15 protein-coding genes are annotated in these 17,516 nt (G+C 67.5%); 5 read left to right on the top strand and 10 right to left on the bottom strand.

Annotated elements, in window-relative coordinates:
- The first annotated feature begins 5 nt into the window (after positions 1-5).
- Entirely contained in the window at positions 6-1,805 is a 1,800-nt protein-coding gene (locus AC2FAN_RS06390) for a chloride channel protein (protein ID WP_485173134.1), read from the top strand.
- Positions 1,806-1,970: 165 nt separating this feature from the next.
- On the opposite strand, the gene AC2FAN_RS06385 is transcribed toward AC2FAN_RS06390, so the two are convergent.
- Positions 1,971-2,552: a hypothetical protein gene (locus AC2FAN_RS06385; RefSeq protein WP_485173133.1), complete on the bottom strand. Its 582-nt coding sequence runs from the start codon at positions 2,550-2,552 to the stop codon at positions 1,971-1,973.
- 53 nt (positions 2,553-2,605) lie between these two features.
- On the opposite strand from AC2FAN_RS06385, the gene AC2FAN_RS06380 reads away from it, so the two are divergent.
- From AC2FAN_RS06380 to AC2FAN_RS06365, 4 genes are all read left to right on the top strand, one after another.
- Positions 2,606-3,721 carry an ABC transporter ATP-binding protein gene (locus tag AC2FAN_RS06380; protein ID WP_265051702.1) on the top strand — a complete coding sequence of 372 codons (1,116 nt, stop codon included), beginning with the start codon at positions 2,606-2,608 and terminating at the stop codon, positions 3,719-3,721.
- Positions 3,722-3,736: 15 nt separating this feature from the next.
- Entirely contained in the window at positions 3,737-4,867 is a 1,131-nt protein-coding gene (locus AC2FAN_RS06375; protein WP_265051703.1) for an ABC transporter substrate-binding protein, read from the top strand.
- A 171-nt stretch (positions 4,868-5,038) separates the two neighbouring features.
- Positions 5,039-5,875 (top strand): ABC transporter permease, encoded by an 837-nt coding sequence (locus tag AC2FAN_RS06370; protein ID WP_265051704.1) that lies wholly within the window; start codon positions 5,039-5,041, stop codon positions 5,873-5,875.
- On the top strand, positions 5,875-6,687 hold the full coding sequence (locus AC2FAN_RS06365) for an ABC transporter permease (RefSeq protein ID WP_485173713.1): 813 nt from the start codon (positions 5,875-5,877) through the stop codon (positions 6,685-6,687). Before AC2FAN_RS06370 ends, AC2FAN_RS06365 begins: the two co-directional genes overlap by 1 nt.
- A gap of 324 nt (positions 6,688-7,011) precedes the next feature.
- Here AC2FAN_RS06365 and AC2FAN_RS06360 read toward each other — a convergent pair whose 3' ends face one another.
- The 9 genes from AC2FAN_RS06360 to AC2FAN_RS06320 form a co-directional block, all read right to left on the bottom strand.
- Positions 7,012-8,286: a M20/M25/M40 family metallo-hydrolase gene (locus AC2FAN_RS06360; RefSeq protein WP_476806278.1), complete on the bottom strand. Its 1,275-nt coding sequence runs from the start codon at positions 8,284-8,286 to the stop codon at positions 7,012-7,014.
- Positions 8,287-8,334: 48 nt separating this feature from the next.
- Entirely contained in the window at positions 8,335-9,267 is a 933-nt protein-coding gene (locus tag AC2FAN_RS06355) for an acetamidase/formamidase family protein (protein WP_485173132.1), read from the bottom strand.
- 363 nt (positions 9,268-9,630) lie between these two features.
- Complete coding sequence (locus AC2FAN_RS06350; protein ID WP_485173131.1) at positions 9,631-10,929, bottom strand: FtsX-like permease family protein; 1,299 nt, start codon at positions 10,927-10,929, stop codon at positions 9,631-9,633.
- A complete protein-coding gene (locus AC2FAN_RS06345; protein ID WP_485173130.1) occupies positions 10,926-11,627 on the bottom strand; it encodes an ABC transporter ATP-binding protein in 702 nt (233 codons plus the stop codon). Before AC2FAN_RS06345 ends, AC2FAN_RS06350 begins: the two co-directional genes overlap by 4 nt.
- On the bottom strand, positions 11,605-12,075 hold the full coding sequence (locus AC2FAN_RS06340) for a hypothetical protein (RefSeq protein ID WP_485173129.1): 471 nt from the start codon (positions 12,073-12,075) through the stop codon (positions 11,605-11,607). The genes AC2FAN_RS06345 and AC2FAN_RS06340 overlap by 23 nt, the downstream gene beginning before the upstream one ends.
- Before the next feature lie 124 nt (positions 12,076-12,199).
- Entirely contained in the window at positions 12,200-13,942 is a 1,743-nt protein-coding gene (locus AC2FAN_RS06335; RefSeq protein WP_485173128.1) for an alkaline phosphatase, read from the bottom strand.
- Between the two features lie 363 nt (positions 13,943-14,305).
- Complete coding sequence (locus tag AC2FAN_RS06330) at positions 14,306-15,232, bottom strand: 2-hydroxyacid dehydrogenase (protein WP_485173127.1); 927 nt, start codon at positions 15,230-15,232, stop codon at positions 14,306-14,308.
- Positions 15,233-15,243: 11 nt separating this feature from the next.
- Positions 15,244-16,572, bottom strand: coding sequence for an NAD(P)/FAD-dependent oxidoreductase (locus AC2FAN_RS06325; protein WP_485173126.1), 1,329 nt, complete (start codon positions 16,570-16,572; stop codon positions 15,244-15,246).
- A gap of 55 nt (positions 16,573-16,627) precedes the next feature.
- The gene (locus tag AC2FAN_RS06320; protein ID WP_485173125.1) at positions 16,628-17,515 is read right to left on the bottom strand and encodes an ABC transporter permease; all 888 of its coding nucleotides are present in this window, start codon (positions 17,513-17,515) and stop codon (positions 16,628-16,630) included.
- Position 17,516 lies beyond the last annotated feature (1 nt).

The raw sequence follows: 17,516 nt of genomic DNA, 5'->3' as shown, positions 1-17,516 counted from the left end.
TTGCCGTGATCACCGTGAAAGCCTCCGAAGCCGCAGCCGGGGCGGGCGATGCGCCGCAGGGCTGGCGCGCGCTCATCCGATCGAGCGAGATCGGCATCGTCGTGCTGGCCTCCGTCGTCGGCGTCTTCGCCGGGCTGATCGTGCTGGCGATGTCCTTCACGACGCAACTCCTGCATGAGCTGATCTTCGGGCTGGCCGCAGGGCAGCGCCTCTCGATCACCACGACGATACCGCCCTGGCGCGCAATCGCCGGCCCCGTGCTCGGCGGCTTAGCCATCGGCCTGGCGTCCTGGCTGTTCTTCCGCCGTCGCAAGCAGCCGATCGACCCGATCGAGGCCAATGCGCTGCATGGCGGGCGGATGTCGCTGCGCGACAGCGCCTTCGTCGCGCTCCAGACCATGGGCTCCAGCGGCGCCGGCGCCTCGGTCGGGCTCGAAGCCGGCTATACCCAGGCCGCGAGCGGGCTTGCCTCCCATATCGGCCGCCGCTTCCGCCTGCGCCGGGCGGATATGCGCCTGATGGTCGGCTGTGCCGCGGGCGGGGCGATCGGCGCGGCCTTCGATGCGCCGCTGACCGGCGCCTTCTACGCCTTCGAACTGATCCTCGGCAGCTATTCGATCGCGGCCTTCGTGCCGGTAATGGCCGCGACCTTCATGGCGACGGTGACGCATAGCCTGCTCGCCCCGTCGCTGCTCGCGGTCGAGGTGCCGCCGATCGGTTCGATCCTGGTGTCAGACCTGCCCCTCGTCGTCTTGCTCGGTGCCGCCTGCGGCCTCGTCGGCATCGTCGTCATGCGCGCCGCCGCCTTCGTCGAGGCAGGATTCCGGCGTTCGCGCATCCCGACCTGGCTGCGGCCGGCCTTCGGCGGGCTCGTCGTCGGGGCGCTGGCGATCTGGAATCCGTCGGTGTTCTCGGCCGGCCATGGAGCGATCAATCTTTATCTCGGCATCGATGCGAGCCTGCTGCTGCTGGCGCTCGTGCTCGTCGCCAAGGCGCTGGCCTCCTCGGTGTCGATCGGCTCCGGCTTCCGCGGCGGCCTGTTCTTCGCGTCGCTGCTGCTCGGCGTGCTGACGGGGCGTCTCTTCATCGGCGTGCTGACGCTCGGCTTTCCGAACCTCGCAGGGCACGAGACGCTGTTCGCGCTGGTCGGAATGAGCTCGCTCGCGGTCTCGATCGTCGGCGGCCCCATGACCATGACTCTGCTCGCGCTCGAGATGACCGGCGATCTCAAGCTGACGCTCGCCGTGGTCGGCGCGGCCGGCGCCGCTTCGCTGGTCACGCGCCGCCTGTTCGGCTTCTCCTTCGCGACCTGGCGCTTCCATCTGCGCGGCGAGAGCATCCGCGGCGCCCATGACGTCGGCTGGATGCGCGAGCTGACCGCCGGCAGCATGATGCGCATCGAGGTGCCGAAGATCGCCGCCGATGCCACCATCGCCGAAGCCCGGCTGAAATATCCGCCGGGCTCGACCAATTATCTCGTCGCGGTCGGTCCGGGCGACGCCTATGCCGGCATGGTGCCGCCCGGTGCCCTCTACGAACCCGATCCGGGGCTGGACGAGGAGGCGGCGGCCGAGCCCGCTCCGCGCACGGTGAGGCATCTCCTGCGCAATCCCGACAGGATGCTGCTGGCCGACATGTCGGTGCGCGATACGCTGAAGCTCTTCGACGAAGCCGAGAGCGAGGCGCTGCCGGTCGTCGCCGACCGCGAGAAACGCCGCCTCGTCGGCATCCTCAGCGAGGCGCATGCGATCAAGCGCTACAGCGACGAGATCAGCCGTCGCAACCGCGAGCTGACGGGCGAGTAGCGGTCTCTTACCGGGCGGCTTCCGAGCTTTCTCGGAAACACGCGGTCATCCCGGGCTTGACCCGGGATCGGTGCCGGAGCGCTGCCGGTGAAGGTTCAGCCATGGATCCCGGATCGTCGCTTCGCTCTGTCCGGGATGGCACGCAGTTTTGTAGCGCCGTGGAATCTACGAACGTAATTCCACGCTCGTAACAACCCGCCAGTCGGCGATAGCGATATCCTGTCCCGAGGTCACGATGCCGATGCGGTCGAAGTGGATCATGCGTCCCGCGAGTCGCGCCTGCACCTCCGCGATGGCCGCTGCCTTGGCTTGCGTTTCGACCGGCCCGTAGAGCAGCGAGACATGCGGCATGAAGCTGTCGAGACCCTCGGGGTCGAGCGCGCGCTTCAGCTTCGCCAGCGGCGGCGAGACGGCAAAGCGCGCATAGAAGGAGCGGAAGAAGGCCTCGCTTCCCTCGACCAGCGCGACGGCCTCCGAGAAGGCCGGGACCGTCTCCGCTGCCGCCGCTGCCGCGTGTTCCAGCGCGGCGGGCGGCATCTCCGTGTCACCTTGCAGCGTCAGATGCGGCGCGAAAAATGGGGTCCCGAAGCGCCCCGACAATTCGCCGACGAGCCCCGTCAGCATGGCCTCGTCGGCCGGCGATGGCATGAGCCAGAGAGAATGTATCCGCGCTGTCATCCAAGTTTCACAAAGCTCTTGCACATAGTGCGCCCCGTACGTAATGTTTATTTCAATCGGGTCGGTCAATGGAAGAAAAATTCCATTATCCGGCAACAAAAACGAAGTGGGGAGTAGGCGCCTTGCAGCCGGTAACGCAAGCCAGAACGGGCAGTGGCGCGGCCATCGGCGTGCGCGGTCTCAAGGTCGCGTATGGCGGCACGCGCGTGCTCCATGGCATCGATCTGGACTTCACGCCCGGCAGCTTCACGGCGCTCCTCGGCTCCTCCGGCTGCGGCAAGACCACGCTGCTGCGCTCGCTCTCCGGCTTCGTCCCGGTCGAGTCCGGCTCGATCATCGTGGGCGGCAAGGATGTCGCCGGCCAGCCGCCGGAAAAGCGCGGGATGGCGATGGTCTTCCAGTCCTATGCGCTCTGGCCGCACATGACCGTGCTGCAGAACATCGGCTACGGCCTCAAGCTGCGCGGCAAGTCGAAGGCCGAGATCGCCGCCAAGGTCGGCGAGATGCTGAATTTCCTCGGGCTCGCCGGCTATGAGGACCGCAAGGTCACGGCGCTCTCCGGCGGCCAGCGCCAGCGTGTCGCCCTCGGCCGCGCGCTCGCCATCGACCCCGGCATCCTGCTGCTCGACGAGCCGCTCTCCAATCTCGACGCCAAGATCCGCATGACGATGCGCCACGAGATCCGCTCCATCCAGCAGCGTCTTGGGCTGACGGCCGTCCATGTCACCCATGACCGCGAGGAGGCCATGACCATGGCCGACCGGCTCGTCATCATGCAGGCCGGCCACATCGCCCAGGTCGGCACGCCGGAAGAGGTCTACGACCGCCCGGCCAGCGCCTTCGTCGCGAATTTCATGGGCGCGGAGAACGTGCTGCCGCTGCGTGTCGAGCGTGGCGACGGCCATGCCGCGGTCGCGGCCGGCGACGCGCGCACGACGCTTGCCGGCGAAGCCGCCTCCGCGCTGCCGGCCGGCGACGCGCTCGCCTATTTCCGCGACGACGTCGCGAGCCTCGACGCGCTTGATGCGCCGGCTGCGGGAGGCGATCTCGTCGTGCCCGGCACCATCGCCGCACGCGCCTATCCCGGTGGCATCTACCGCTACAAGGTGGAAGCCGCCGGCCGCCAGATCACGGTCGACGATCTCGGCCGTCACGAACTCGGAACGAAGGTTGGGCTGCGCATTCCGCTGCAGCGCCTTCACATCTTCCCGGCGACCGAGGCCGGGATTGCCGCCTGACAGGGAGTCAGACACATGCGCATCATCACGCTTGCCTGCTCGCTCGCTGCGCTGATCGTGGCTTCGCCGCTATCCGCGCAGACCCTCAACGTCGCCTCCGCGGGCGACCAGAACATGGTCGATTACGTCAAGGACTATCTCGGGCCGATGTTCGAGAAGGCCCATCCCGGCGTGAAGGTCGTCTCGGTCGGCACCGGCCCGGGCGATTCCGGCTCGCAGAAGATCTACGAGAAGCTCGATGCCCAGAAGGGCGCGGGCGCGACCGATTTCGACGTGCTCGTCATTCACCAGAAGGCCGCCGGCCAGATGGTCAAGGAAGGGCTGCTGAACAAGTACACGGCCAATGTCGAGACGGCCAAGCTCGCCACCGGCGACGCCGCCAAGAACGCGCTCGGCACCGATGTGAGCGGCTTCGTCATCCCCATGTTCCAGTCGCAGACCGCGCTCGCCTACAATGCCGACATGGTCAAGACGCCGCCGGCGACCTTCGCCGAGCTTGCCGACTGGGCCAAGAAGAACCCGAAGCAGTTCGGCTATAACGGCATCAAGGGCGGCATGTCCGGCGTCTCCTTCGTCGCCGGCTGGGTCTATGCCTTCGGCGGCGACGCCGACAAGCTGATCCAGGGCCCCTATGACGCCAACACCAAGGCGGGCTGGGACAAGGCCTTCGGCGAGCTGAAGGAGTTCAACAAGAACGCCGTCATCACCCCCGGAAACGCCGGCACGCTCGACATGCTGAACCGCGGCGAGATCGCGATCGGCCCGGTCTGGGTCGACATGTTCTATTCCTGGCAGGCCGACGGCAAGCTGCCGCCGAACATGAAGCTGAAGCTCGTCTCGCCCGGCATGCCCGGCCAGCCGATGTACTACGCCGTTCCCGAGAAGTCGGCCCAGAAGAAGCTGGCCGAGGCCTTCATCGCGCTCGCCACCAGCCCGCAGGTCCAGGCCGACGGCATCGTCAAGAAGTTCAACTGGTATCCGGGCATCGATGCCAAGAACCTCGAAGGCAAGCTCGACAAGGCCGCCTGGGACAAGCTCTTCACCGACGTCACGCCGGCCGAGCTCGCCAAGAACGGCAAGCCCTTCCCGATCGCGCCCTACTTCAACGACATCCTCGAGGGCTACGAGAAGAAGGTCGCGAACTGAGGTTCGCCTTGCGGGATGGCGCGTGGAAACACCGCGTCATCCCGGACGTAGCGAAGCGGAGATCCGGGATCCATCCTGGAACTCCGCAGCCCCCCGATGGATCCCGGATCGGCGCCGCTCGCGCGGCTTGTCCGGGATGACGGCGCAGAGCTTCAGGAGCGGTCGCGCAGAATGTCCCTTTCCCAACGCAATCTCGCCCTGCTGCTGATCGCGCCGGGGCTCGCCCTCGTCGCGGCGCTGTTCCTCTATCCGCTATGCTTCTCGCTGATCTCGGCCTTCACCGGCCCCCAGGGCGGCTTCTCGCTGCAGGCCTTCGCCAAGGCCTATGAGCTCTACTCCGGCGATATCGTCTTCACCGTCATCATCGTGCTCGCGTCCTGCCTGCTGACTGCGCTCGCCGCCATCGTCATCGCCGGCACGCTGACGCTGGGCGAGAACCGCATCATCGTCGGCACGTTGAAAGCGCTCTATCGCTGGCCGCTCTTCATCCCCTTCATCGTCGCGGCGCAGTGCATGCGCACCTTCCTCGCCAAGAACGGGCTGATGAACAACACCTTCGTCTCGCTCGGCCTGATGGAGCCGCTGCAGGCGGTGAGCTTCCTCGACTGGCGCGGCATCATCGCGACCTTCGTCTGGAAGCAGACGCCCTTCGTCGCGCTGCTGCTCGCCGGCGCGCTCGCCTCGCTCGACCGCGCGACGCTGGAGGCCGGCCGCAATCTCGGCGCCTCGCGCATGCGCGTCCTCATCGAGCTCGCCTTGCCGCAGGTGATGCCGCAGCTCCTCGTCGCGCTCGTCCTCTCCTTCGTGACGATGCTCTCGGTGCTCTCGGTGCCGATGATGGTGTCGGGCTCGCAGCCGACGATGCTGACCGTCGACATGGCCTTCCGCATCAACGCCTATGGCGACTACGCCACGGCCAATGCGCTCGGCGTCATCACCTATCTGATCTCCGCCGGCGCGGCGATCATCTACCTCAAGCGCGGCATGGCCAAGGAGGGCACGCCATGATGCGCGTAGCCTCGACCGCGCGTGCGACACTCGCCGCCTTCCTGCTCATCGCCTTCGCCTTCGTCCTGATCGGCCCGCTGGCCAATCTCGCGCTCTGGTCGGTCGCCGAGCGCTGGTACACGCCCTACAAGCTGCCGGTCGTCTACGGCACGCGCTACTGGGAGCAGGTCTTCCGCCCGACCGGCGACGCCATGGTCTCGCTCGGCACCTCGGTCTGGATCGCGGTGCTGACGGTGATCGTCGCGCTCGCGCTCTCGATCCCGGCCGGCTACGCGCTGGCACGGCTGAAGCTGCCGGCGCGCGCCTTCTTCATGGTGCTCTTCCTGCTGCCCCAGGCCTTCCCCTCGGTCGCGATCTACATCAACGTCGCGCGCGTCTTCTATCAGCTCGGCATCAACGGCACGGTCTTCGCCGTCGTGCTCGTCCACGCGGCGCACGGCCTCGTCTATTCCGTCTGGATCGCAGCGGCGGCCTTCGCGGCAGTGGACCGGGATCTCGAGCTCGCGGCCCGCAATATCGGCGCCTCGCCGCTCAAGGCCTTCTTCTCGGTGACGCTGCCGCTCGCCGCGCCCGGCATCATCGCCAGCGGCATCTTCGTCTTCCTCGAATCGCTCGACGAGTTCACCGGCACCTTCTTCGTCGGCGTGCCGCAGGTCACGACCTTGCCGCTGCTGCTCTACAATGCGGCGATGGGCGGCAATTATCAGGTCGCCTCGATCACGGCGCTGATCCTGCTCGTTCCCTCGGTGCTGTTCATGCTGTTCATCGAGCGCTTCCTGCGCGCCGACGTGCTCGCCAAGGTCGGCGCCTGAGCGAAGGCGGACGCAAGCCCCGCCCCCGTATGTCGTGAAGCTCTGAGCGGCTAGGACCGGAACCACGGCGTCATTCCGGGGCGGGCGGCAGGCCCGAGCCGGAACCCATGAACGCGACATCGCTCCAGTTCGTCATGCTCGCCCTTGTGGCGAGCATCCCCGTCTTGAACAAGACGCTCGATCGGCGAAGACGTGGATGGTCGGGAAAAGCCCGACCATGACGGCAGACCCGTGTTCATGGGTTCCGGGCTCTTCGCTGACGCGAAGCCCCGGAATGACGGCGTGTTTCCGTCAAAGCCCAGCAAGCTATAGGTTCGGCGGCGTTTACTTCCCCGCCGGCCCGGTCGAGCCGAGATAATCGACCGCGCAGCCGACGTGCAGCTTCATCACCGCGATCGCCTCGTCGATGGTGACGTGCTCCTCGTCGGTGCCCATGCTGATCGGCGAGGGGCCGCAGATCAGGGCGGGGACGCCGCGCCAGCGCCAGTAGCGCGTATCGGTGCCGCCCAGGCTCGACACCGGCGGCGCGTCATGCCCGAGCAGCTCGCGGATATTGCCGCGCAGGATGTTGGCCATCTCGCCGAACGGGTCGGTCAGGCTCGCCGGATAGCTGTGGTCCTCGTTGACGACCATCTCGCAATCGGCCTCGCGGGCGAGCGCTTCGAGATCGGCGCGGATCGCGTCGCGGTCGGAGCCGATCGGAATGCGCATGTCGAGATGGGCGATGCAATGCGTCGGGATCTGCGTCGCCTTCTGGCCGCCTTGGAGGATGCCGACATTGACGGTGATGCGCCGGGCGACATCGCCCGCGCCCTTGCCGAGGTTGAGGTCGGCCGCTGCGATCGTCTCGGGCGAGGTCAGAACCGCATCGATCTCCGGCGGCAGCGTCGCGAGCTTCAGGTGATAGCGGTCGTAGATCACGGTCACGAGCCGGCTGACGTCGGCGATCGGATTGCGCGCCCTGTGGGCGTAGCCGCCATGCCCGCCGATGCTCTTGGCCGAGAGCGAGAAACGCAGCGTGCCCTTCTCGGTGAAGCGCAGATTGGCGAGGCCGCTCGGCTCGCCGTTCAGGCAGCAATCTGCCTCCATCTCTTCGCCGAATTCATCGAAGAGGAACTTGGTGCCGTAGCGCCCGCCCGACTGCTCGTCCGAGACCACGGTCAGCGACAGCGCGCCGTTGAGCTTTTCGCGGTGAGGGTAGAGCTGGCAATAGGCCAGGATCGAGGCGAGCGTGCCGGTCTTCATGTCGGACGCGCCGCGGCCCATGATCTTGCCGTCGACGATCCCGGCTTCCCAGAGCTTCTCGTTGGTGACCGGGAAGATGTCCATATGGCCGTTGAGGATGAGATGGCGGCCGGGATTGCCCGTTTCCCAGCGGCCGATGATGTTCGGCATCTCCGGCACGAAGGCCTCGGTGCGATGCGGCACGCGGGCGGCATCGAGCAGTTCGCGAACGAAGTCCGCGGCCTCGCGGGTGTCGCCGGGCGGGTTGACGCTCTTGATGCGCAGGAAGCGGCGCAGCAACTCGACGATTTCGTCGCGACGGTCGTCGATCGCCTGAAGCAGCTCGGCCTTCAGGGCGGCGGTATCCTTGGACATGACTCGATCTTCTTCGTAGCGGAGCAATAGCGGGGAGGGGGATGAGGTTCAGGCGCGGGCGAGCAGCGACATCGGGCGCGTCAACTCCGTCTTCTCCAGCCGGGCGGCGACGCAATAGGCCGGGTTGAAGACGTTGGCGATGTCGTAGCGCACGGCCTGCCCGAGCAGATGGCTCGCCTCGACCGGATCGACACCGAGATCCTCGCCGACCCAGCGCAGCATCTCCGTGGTCGCGAATTGCAGCGGCTGGTCGAGCGGGCGTCCGCTCGCGATCACCAGCAGGTCGGTTTCGGTCTCGCAGCGCGGCCAGCGCAGCCCGAGCTTCTTCACGAGCTTCACCGAGAACTCGACCTCGAAGCTGGTCTCGACGCCGGTGCCGGCGATCTCGCCATCGCCCTGGCAGGCATGGCCGTCGCCGAGGAAGAACAGCGCGCCGGCCTCGAAGACCGGGAAGGCGATGGTCGCCCCCGGGCCGAACAGCCGGTAGTCCATATTGCCGCCATAGGCGCCGCTGGTCGCGGTCGAGATCGCCTGGCCGCGCTCCGGCGCCACGCCGAAGCAACCGAGCATCGGCGCCAGCGGGAAGCTCCAATCCTTGGTGCGCGCGGAAGGCTCCAGCAGCTTCACCGTGCCGGCAGCAGCGTCGATTGCCCATTCATGGCGCTCGCGCTTCGGCAGCTCGGCCAGGATCGACGGGTCGAGCACCGCCGGGGCAAGCGGCGAATAGGTCCAGCCGGTCTTCCGGTTCGGCGTCATGCGCTCGATGGTGACCAGCAGCGCATCGCCGGGCTCGGCCCCGGTGACGAAGAACGGGCCGGTCATCGGGTTGCCGCGCGGCGCATGCAGCACGCCGTCGCCGCCGAAGCCGGCGGCATCGAGCGTGGTGGTGACGACGCTGTCGCCGCTGGCGATCTCCAGCACCGGCGGCAGCGTGCCGATCACGTTCGAATAGCTTGTCGGAACGAAGTGATGGCGCGCCATGAAAGCCTTCCAGAGCCGGGGTCTTGCCGATGCGGAGCGAGGCGATGCAGGTCCGCTCGGGCATCGGACCGTAGGGGCTCGCCCCTCGCGTGAGAAGCGCTGGCCGGCGAGGGGGCGCCCTGCATCAGGCTCGCGCCCTGTCGATCAGCGCGATTGCAGGGCAGGTCGAGTCGCCAGCAGGATCACCTGCCGGAATTCAGGGTAAACTGGACGATCAGCACGCTCAGGATGTTCGGCAGGATGTGGCGCAGATAGACATGAGGCGGGCGCCCCAGCCGATCAGGTGGTGTCAGGACCGTGCGCGCCCGCTCCATATGTGACAACAAACGAGCAGCCAGGGCCGAAACGGGGCCTCTGGGCGTCTCAGTCCCTCAGGCCCTGGATGATCGGGCTGCGGTAGGAAATCAGCGCGGGCAGCAGCGCCAGCAGGCTTCCGACGAGACAGAGCAGGCCCGCCTGAGCCAGCTCGCCCGCTCCGATGGCGGGGGAGAGCGAAAGCCCGGTGCGGGCCGAGACGATGCCGGAGATCGCATGGGTCGCGATCACACCCAGCAGCAGCCCGGCGAGGCAGCCGGTGGCGATCAGGACGATCGTGCCGATCCAGGTTACCAGCAGCACGTAGGATCGCGGCGCGCCGAGCGCCCTCAGCGTCGCGTAGCGCCGGCGGCGCAGCCCGTTCACGGCGATCAGCAGGAGCACCACGCTCGCCAGGATCAGCACGGCGTTGGAGGCCGAGGCGACGACGAGGATGTCCCGCATGTCCCCGAGCGCCCCGTAGAGCGAGACGAGAACCTCGGCCGGGAAAAAGGCCATGGTTCCGCCCTGCCGGTACTGCGCGCGCAGCGCATAGGCGCCGGCGACGCTCCTGGGCTTCACCACGATCGCCGGCACGCCCGGCACGCGCTTGCCGTCGAAGGGCGGGCCGATCCGTGCTTCCTCGGGGCGGCGGCTGTCGCCCACGCTCGATCCCGTACGCCAGAACGGAGAATCGCTGCGCGCTTCCTCGGCATGGCCGTTGCCGAGGCCGTGGATGTCCCAGACGCTCTCGATCGGCACGAGAATGGCGCGATCCCAAGGCGAGCCGAGGCGCGGCAGCCGGCCCACGGCCGTGTAGCCATGGCCTTCATGCTTATGGCCGAGCTCTTCCTCATCGACCTGGCCGGGCTTGGGCGCATGGCCCGCGACGCCGTGAGAGGGCGCGATCGTATCGCCCAGCCGGTAGACGACGTCGGCGCCGAGCACGGCTTCGCCCTCTGCCGCGAAGAGTCGGCCCTCGCTTGGCTGGACCCGGCCCCAGCGGCCGGCGAAACCGGCCGTCGTGCCGATGACCGGATAGCCGCGGCTGACGTCGCCGAAGGCGACCGGCGCGAAATTCCCGACCCGCTCATCCTGCGCGAGCGCCTTGAGGACCCGGCCGTCGACCAGCGGCAGCGCCTCGAGCTGCAGGTAGACCGCGGATATCAGGAGTTGCGTCTGGCTGCCCGGCGCACCGATGAGCAGATCGAAATCGTCGGCGGCCCTGGCCGAGCTCTGCCGCAGCGCCCGCTCCTGCGCGCCGATCGCGATGCCGGTCGCGATCGCGAGAGCGACGAGCAGCACGATCGCCGGCGCCGTCCAGCGCAGCGCCCGCAGATCGGCCAGAACCATCGGCCAGGGGTTCATGCCGCATGTCCCGCGCTGAGATCGAGCCGGCGCGTCATCCGTGCGAGCAGGCGCGGATCATGCGAAGCGCAGATGAGGGTGGCGCCGGTTTGCTCGGCGGCCTCGACGAGCAGTTCGGAGACGCCATCGGCATGATCGGCGTCGAGGCTCGCGGTCGGCTCGTCGGCCAGGATCAGGCGCGGCTGATTGAAGAGCGCGCGCGCGATCGCGACGCGCTGCTGCTCGCCGCGTGACAGAACCGCCGCCCTGCGATGGGGATCCTTCAGTCCTACGCGGGACGCCAGTGCGAGGGCGCGGTCGCGGCCGGAGGAACTGAGCCGCCAGGAGGAGAAGCTCGCCGGCAAGGCGATATTGCCGGCGACATCGAGCTCCGGCACCAGATGGAAATCCTGGAAGACGAAGCCGAGGTTCTGCCGGCGCCAGTGGTCGCGCCGGGCCTCGGGCAGGGCGGAGATTTCGGTTTCGCCCCAGCGGACCGAACCGGCGCTCGGCCGCAGGAGGCCGGCGATCAGATGGAGTAGAGTGCTCTTGCCGCAGCCGGAGGGCCCGCTGACGCCAAACGCTGTGCCGTGCTCCAGGACCAGCGTGGGAATGTCGAGAGCGCGGAAGACCTGACCATCGCCGTCGCGATGGTCGAGTGCGATATCGCTGAGAACGAGCCGCCGCCCGCTTGCCTCAGGCGAGGGAGAAGCCGGCATCGGCAATCCTGATCTGGCTGACGAAGCCGGTATCGGCATCGGTCGCGGAGCCGATCTCGAGCCTTCCGGCCACCACGACCTTGCGGCCGGCACTGACCATCGCCGTCTCGTTCTTCATGAACACGACGACGATATCGACCGGCCAGTCGGCGTCGGACTGGCAGAAGGGGCAGATGGCGAGCGGCTCGCGCGTCAGCACGAAGAAACGGCTTTCCGGCTTCAATGGCGGCGCCATGTAGCCGACCATGCGCACGGGCTTGCCGCGCAGCACCGTCACCCTGTCGGAGAATTCGAAGCCGAGCACGCCGAAGGATTTATAGAGGCTGTCGAAGGCGATCGTCTCGACATCGGCCGCGGCGGCGCGGTCGAAAAGGCTCGCCGCCGCGAGGCCGAGCACGACTCCGCGGCGGGTAATGGTCGCCAGAGCATTTTCGAGCGAAGTGGACACCGGTTCGCGTGAAGAAAATGCGGGGAGGCAGGAAGTTGGAGGATTTTCGCGCTTCGAAGAAACGCGGAAATCCTCCAGGGGGGCCTGTCGGCGCATCGATGCCTCCGTTGCCCCGATCATCGGCTCACTTGCCGCCGAGCGCCAGCGCTTCGGTCATGACGCGGAACACGAAGGTGTTGGGCTTGTGGCCGCGGAAGCGCTCGGCGCCGGGGCCCATCGCCGTCAGGATGACGTCGTCGGCCGCATGGACGCCGTTATTGGCATCGAAGGGAAGGTTGCCGACCTTGCGAGCCACCAGCGGGCCCGTGCAGTCCTTCTCGTTGGCGATGTTGGTCTTGCCGTCGGGGCCCTTCACGGCCGGAACGCGCTCGCCGTCCATGGCGGGGCGGCCGGTGTCGCAGGTGTCGGGATAGGAGCCGTAGACGACGGCGAGACGGCGCGAGGTGTCGACCTTGGTGGGGTAGCCCTCGGCGTCGACCGGGCCGTAATTCGGCGGGGTCGACTCGTTGTAGACGCCGAGCTTGTCGCGCAGCAGCTGGCCCGGGCGATCATCGTCATAGGTGCCGATGATCGACATCGGATGGGCGTGGTCGGGGACGACGATGATCAGCGTGTCGTTGCGGTCGCCGGCGAAGTCCTTCGCGACCTTGACCGCGTTGTCGAGCATGATCGTGTCGAACACCGAGCGCTCCCAGTCGAGCGAATGGCTATACTTGTCGATGCGGGCGGACTCGACCATCAGCAGGAAGCCCTCGGGATTGCCCTTGAGCATGTCGAGCGCGGCCCTGGTCTGCTCGACGACATCCGGCTGGTCCGGGAATTTCGAGATCGTGCCCTTCTTGGCAAGGCGCAGGTCGAAGGCGCCGTCGATGTTGCCGGTGTTGTAGAGGCCGAGCAGCTTCTTCGAGCCGGCGGCGACCGCCGCGTTCATCTCGGTCTTCGTGGTGGCGAGCGTGTAGCCGGCCTCCTTGAACTTGGCGATGAAGTCTTGCTCGTCCGTGCGCTTCGAGCCGGGGGTGACCTTGCTCAGGAAGTTCGGCGAGCCGCCACCCATGATCACGTCCGGCTTCACCGCGTAGAACATTTCGACGATGTCATTGAAGTCCGAGCGGCGGCGGGTGTGGGCGACCATCGAGGCCGGGGTCGCATCCTCGATCTCGGAGTTGGTGACGACGCCGACAGCCATGCCGGTCTTGCGCTTCACCAGCTCGGCGATGGTCTCGACCTTCGGATGGTCGAGGGTCAGCGCGTTCTTGGCGCAGTAGACGCCGAGCGCGTTCACGCAGGATTTGTGGCCGGTGGTGTAGGCATGCGCGGCATTGGCGCTGTCGGTGACGATCGAGTCGGTGCCGGAGGTCGAGATCAGCGCCATGTTGGACATGTCGTCCATGGCGAGCTCGCCGTCATATTTGCCTTCCTTCCAGCCCTTGGAGAGGATGCGGGCCGCCGTGCGGTTGGCGACCGTCATGCCGTCGCCGATGAAGAGGATGACGTTCTTGGCGCGGCGCGGCGTCGCCGTCGCGAAGACGTCCCAGTTCACGGTCGACTTGTTGCCGCCTTGGGTGGCTTCCACCACGTAGCGGCCGGCCGGCAGCGAGGTACCGCGCAGCCATAGCGCCGAATGCTTCTGGCCTTCCTCGCTCTGGATGAAGTTCGTCGGCCGTCCGAAGGCCTCGGCGGCGGGCTTGCCGTTGATGGTGACGTTCACATCGCCCGAGGTCGGCGCATTCGGGAACTCGACCTTGAAGTCGAACCGCGAGCCTTCGAGGATCTCGGCACGGTCGATCGGATAGATCGTCTGTGCGGTGGCGGATCCCCCCGCCACGCCTGCCGCCAGGACCGCCGCCAACCAGTGATATGCGCGCATTGTCGTTCTCCGCCGGAAAGGGCTCGTGCCGGTGGCCTTCGCCTAAGACCGGAACATGACAGTTTCATCAAACCCGTCCGGACCCGGCGCGACTTCGGGACCTTGGAACGGATCGTCAGACATGCCGAAGGGCCGCCTCTCGGCGGCGCTTCGCGAGTTGCTGTCTATGAAGAAGAGACGACCGGCTAGCGGAGAATGGCCGGCGCGGCTCGGAGATGCCTTGCAACGACGAGCAGCCGGTCCGGTCGCGTTTCCTGCCGCTGGCTCGCCAAGTGGAGCCTTCTCCCTTTCATCGACAATCGAAGGATGAAAGGGGCGTATTCGTGAAGCGCGCCCTGAGCGGCGCGGCAGGCGGCGGCGCGGTCAGTATTCCCGACCGCGCGGGACGAGCCCCTCGATCGGAAGCCCTTTGCGATGGCGCTCGATCGTCTCGAGCACAAAGGTAGCGCCGCTTTCCGGGCGCGTCATGCTGGCGATGTGAGGCGTCATCACGATGCGCGGGTGGTTCCAGAACGGATGATGCGGCGCCGGGGGCTCGCTTTCGAGCACATCGATCATCGCGCCCGAAAGCTGTCCCTCATCCAGCGCCTGCAACAGGTCGGCTTCGACGAGATGCCCGCCTCGCCCGACATTGATCAGGCCCGCCCCGCGCGGCAGCTGCGAGAACAACCGTGCATCGAGGATGCCTTGCGTCGCTTCGGTCAGCGGCAGCAGGCAGATCAGGATATCCGTCTGCGCCAGGAAGGCGGGGAGTTCTGCTGCGCCGGTAAAGCAGATGATACCATCGATCTGCCGCGGTGAGCGGTTCCAGCCCGACAAGGGAAAACCGAAGGAACGCAGCTTCGCCAGGCTCGCCTGGCCGAGCTGTCCCAGCCCCAGAATGCCGACACGCCGATCTGCGGGGGGACGGACCTGGATCTCCCGCCAATGCCGCCGGCGCTGCTGGTCGATGAAATCGACCATGTTGCGGTGCAGCATCAGCGTGGCCATGCAGACGAATTCGGCCATGCTTTCGGCGATGCCGGGCTCAAGCATGCGCACGACCGGCAATTCAGGCGGCAGCTTGCTGAAATCGAGCTGGTCGACGCCGGCACCGACCGAAAAGATCATCTTGAGGTTCGGAAAGGTCTCGGCGATCCGCTCCGGCGGCTGCCAGAGCAGGAGATATTCGACGGCCAGCGGATCGCCGATATCCGGCCAGATCCGGAAGGGCGTCTCGGGCGCCTGCCGGGCGAAGGCCGCGGCCCATTGGTCCGCCCGCTCGGCGCTGGCCTTGTAGAGGATGGTCACGGCGGCGCTCCCTAGAACAGCCCGACCGGCGCCAGCGGCCGCCCGTCGACCAGCCGCTCATAGCTATAGGCGGCGGGATCGACGAAGGACGGGTCACCACGCACGACATCGGCTGCAAGCTTGCCGGCGGCCGGGCCGATGCCGAAGCCATGGCCCGAGAAGCCGGTGGCGAGGAAGAAGCCCTTCAGGCTGGCGACCGGCGAGATCACCGGCACGGTATCGGGCGTGGAATCGATCGTCCCGCCCCAGGCCTCGGCGATGCGGATGTCCTTGAGCTCGGGGTTGCCGGCGATCAGCGCGGCCAGCGCCGAATTGACCAGCTCCATGTCGGGCGCGGGGTCCTGCACGCGCACTGCCTCGAACGGGGAGGGCTGATCGAACTGCCAGTTGGCGCTGCCGAAGAGCTGCTTGAAGAAATCAGCTCCCAGCCGCAGCTTCAGCCCGGCCCGGCGCTGCTTGAAGGTCGGCCAGAAGATCTTGGCGTAGCGCAGGATGTCGGGTGTCAGGTTGACCGTGCCGCGCCCGCGCAGCGCCAGCGTGAAGCCGCCGTCGAGCCGGCGGCGGACGCAATACTCGGTGGTGCCCAGCGCCCCGGCGGTGATCTCGGGCGCCGGCGTGGTGCGGCAGGCGGTGGCGTCGACCAGCCCGATCGGCAGATCGATTCCGTGCCGTCGGCAGAACAGCGAGGACCAGGCGCCGCCCGCCAGCAGCACGGCCTGGGTGCGGATCGTGCCCTTCTCGGTCACGACTGCGCTGACGGCGCCGGCCGTCGTCTCGAGCCCGCGTGCGGCGCAGCCCTGATGGATGGTGACGCCTCGCTTGCGCGCCGCCAGGGCGAGCGCCGGCACGGCCATCGAAGGCTCCGCCCGCCCGTCGCTCGGCGTATGCAGGCCGGCCACCCACTTCTGCGAATTGCCGGGCAGTCTCTCGGCGACCTCGGCCGGGCTCAGCAAGGTGGAGTGGACCTGGAGCTCGCGCGCGATGACGGCCCAGCGTTCCCAATCGGCGGCTTCCTTGGGGTCCTTTGTCAGGAAGAGCACGCCGGTGCGCCGAAAGCCGGTGTCGGCCCCGGCCTCTTCCTGCAGCTCTTCCCAGAGGCGCAGAGCTTCGCGCGCAAGCGGAATCTCGGCCCGGGCGCGGCCCTGCTGGCGGCACCAGCCCCAGTTGCGGCTCGACTGCTCGCCCGCGACATGCCCTTTCTCGACCAGCGCGACCGACAAGCCCTTGCGGGCGAGATGATAGGCGCTGGATACGCCGATCACGCCGCCGCCGATGACCACCACATCGACGGCCTCCGGCAGGCGCTCGTCGCTGGGAATGCGGTTGACCGGCGGGGACATGGACGGTGCTCCTGAGGAATGGAGTAGGTAGCCGAGACGGCGGGGAGGGGTGGCGTCAGTTGATGTCCATGCGCGGATCGAGCGCATCGCGCAGGCCGTCGCCGATGAAGTTGAAGCTGGTCACCGCGAGCGTGATCGCGATGCCCGGCAGGAGCGCGAGCCAGGGCGCGCTCGTCAGGTAGATCTGGGCGTTGTTGAGCATGTTGCCCCAGCTCGAGGCCGGCGGCTGGATGCCGTAGCCAAGGAAGCTGATGTAGGATTCGAGCAGGATCGCCTTCGCGACGTTGAGCGTCGCCGCCACCACGATCGGCGCCATCGCGTTGGGCAAAAGGCTGCGGAACATGATGTAGAAATCGCTGGCTCCCACGGCGCGGGCGGCGGCTGCGAAGTCGCGCTCGCGCAGGGAGCGGATCTGCGCCTCGACGATGCGCGCGACATTCATCCAGGACGTCGCGGCGATCAGCAGCGTGGTGGCCAGAATGCCGGGTTCGGTAAGTGCGGCCAGCGCCAGCAGCAGGAAGATCGCCGGGAAGCACAGCACCGCGTCGACGAAGCGCATCAGCACCGCGCCGAGCCAGCCGCCGTAGAAGCCCGCGACCACGCCGACCGCGATGCCGATCGCCATCGCCATCGCCATGGCGAGGAAGCCGATCGCCAGCGAGATGCGCCCGCCCATCATCAGCCGGGCCAGGATGTCGCGGCCGAGCTCGTCCGTACCCAGCACATGCACGCCGGAGAGAGGCGGTGCGAAGCGCTGCATGATGTCGATATAGGTGTCGTCGAACGGCAGGAGATAGGGCCCGACGACGGAGCCAAGCGCCAGGATGAGGATCGTCACGGAGCCGGCCATGGCGAGCCGGTGCCGGCGGAAGCGGCGCCAGGCGGTGTTTCCGGGCGAGGCGGCCACGGGTTCGAGCGAGACGGATGCGGCTTGTGCGCTCATG

The sequence above is a fragment of the Allobosea sp. RIT-PG3_2 genome (assembly GCF_057321085.1).
Note: the sequence above shows the minus strand (reverse complement) of the source record. Positions and strands in the feature narration are given on the sequence as shown.

What these genes read in the sequence shown, in the direction of transcription:
- AC2FAN_RS06365 (WP_485173713.1), top strand. Translation starts at nt 5,875, where the DNA reads ATGCGCGTAGCCTCGACCGCGCGTGCGACACTCGCCGCCTTCCTGCTC.
- AC2FAN_RS06355 (WP_485173132.1), bottom strand. Translation starts at nt 9,267, where the DNA reads ATGGCGCGCCATCACTTCGTTCCGACAAGCTATTCGAACGTGATCGGC.
- AC2FAN_RS06370 (WP_265051704.1), top strand. Translation starts at nt 5,039, where the DNA reads ATGTCCCTTTCCCAACGCAATCTCGCCCTGCTGCTGATCGCGCCGGGG.
- AC2FAN_RS06335 (WP_485173128.1), bottom strand. Translation starts at nt 13,942, where the DNA reads ATGCGCGCATATCACTGGTTGGCGGCGGTCCTGGCGGCAGGCGTGGCG.
- AC2FAN_RS06345 (WP_485173130.1), bottom strand. Translation starts at nt 11,627, where the DNA reads ATGCCGGCTTCTCCCTCGCCTGAGGCAAGCGGGCGGCGGCTCGTTCTC.
- AC2FAN_RS06360 (WP_476806278.1), bottom strand. Translation starts at nt 8,286, where the DNA reads ATGTCCAAGGATACCGCCGCCCTGAAGGCCGAGCTGCTTCAGGCGATC.
- AC2FAN_RS06320 (WP_485173125.1), bottom strand. Translation starts at nt 17,515, where the DNA reads ATGAGCGCACAAGCCGCATCCGTCTCGCTCGAACCCGTGGCCGCCTCG.
- AC2FAN_RS06325 (WP_485173126.1), bottom strand. Translation starts at nt 16,572, where the DNA reads ATGTCCCCGCCGGTCAACCGCATTCCCAGCGACGAGCGCCTGCCGGAG.
- AC2FAN_RS06375 (WP_265051703.1), top strand. Translation starts at nt 3,737, where the DNA reads ATGCGCATCATCACGCTTGCCTGCTCGCTCGCTGCGCTGATCGTGGCT.
- AC2FAN_RS06350 (WP_485173131.1), bottom strand. Translation starts at nt 10,929, where the DNA reads ATGAACCCCTGGCCGATGGTTCTGGCCGATCTGCGGGCGCTGCGCTGG.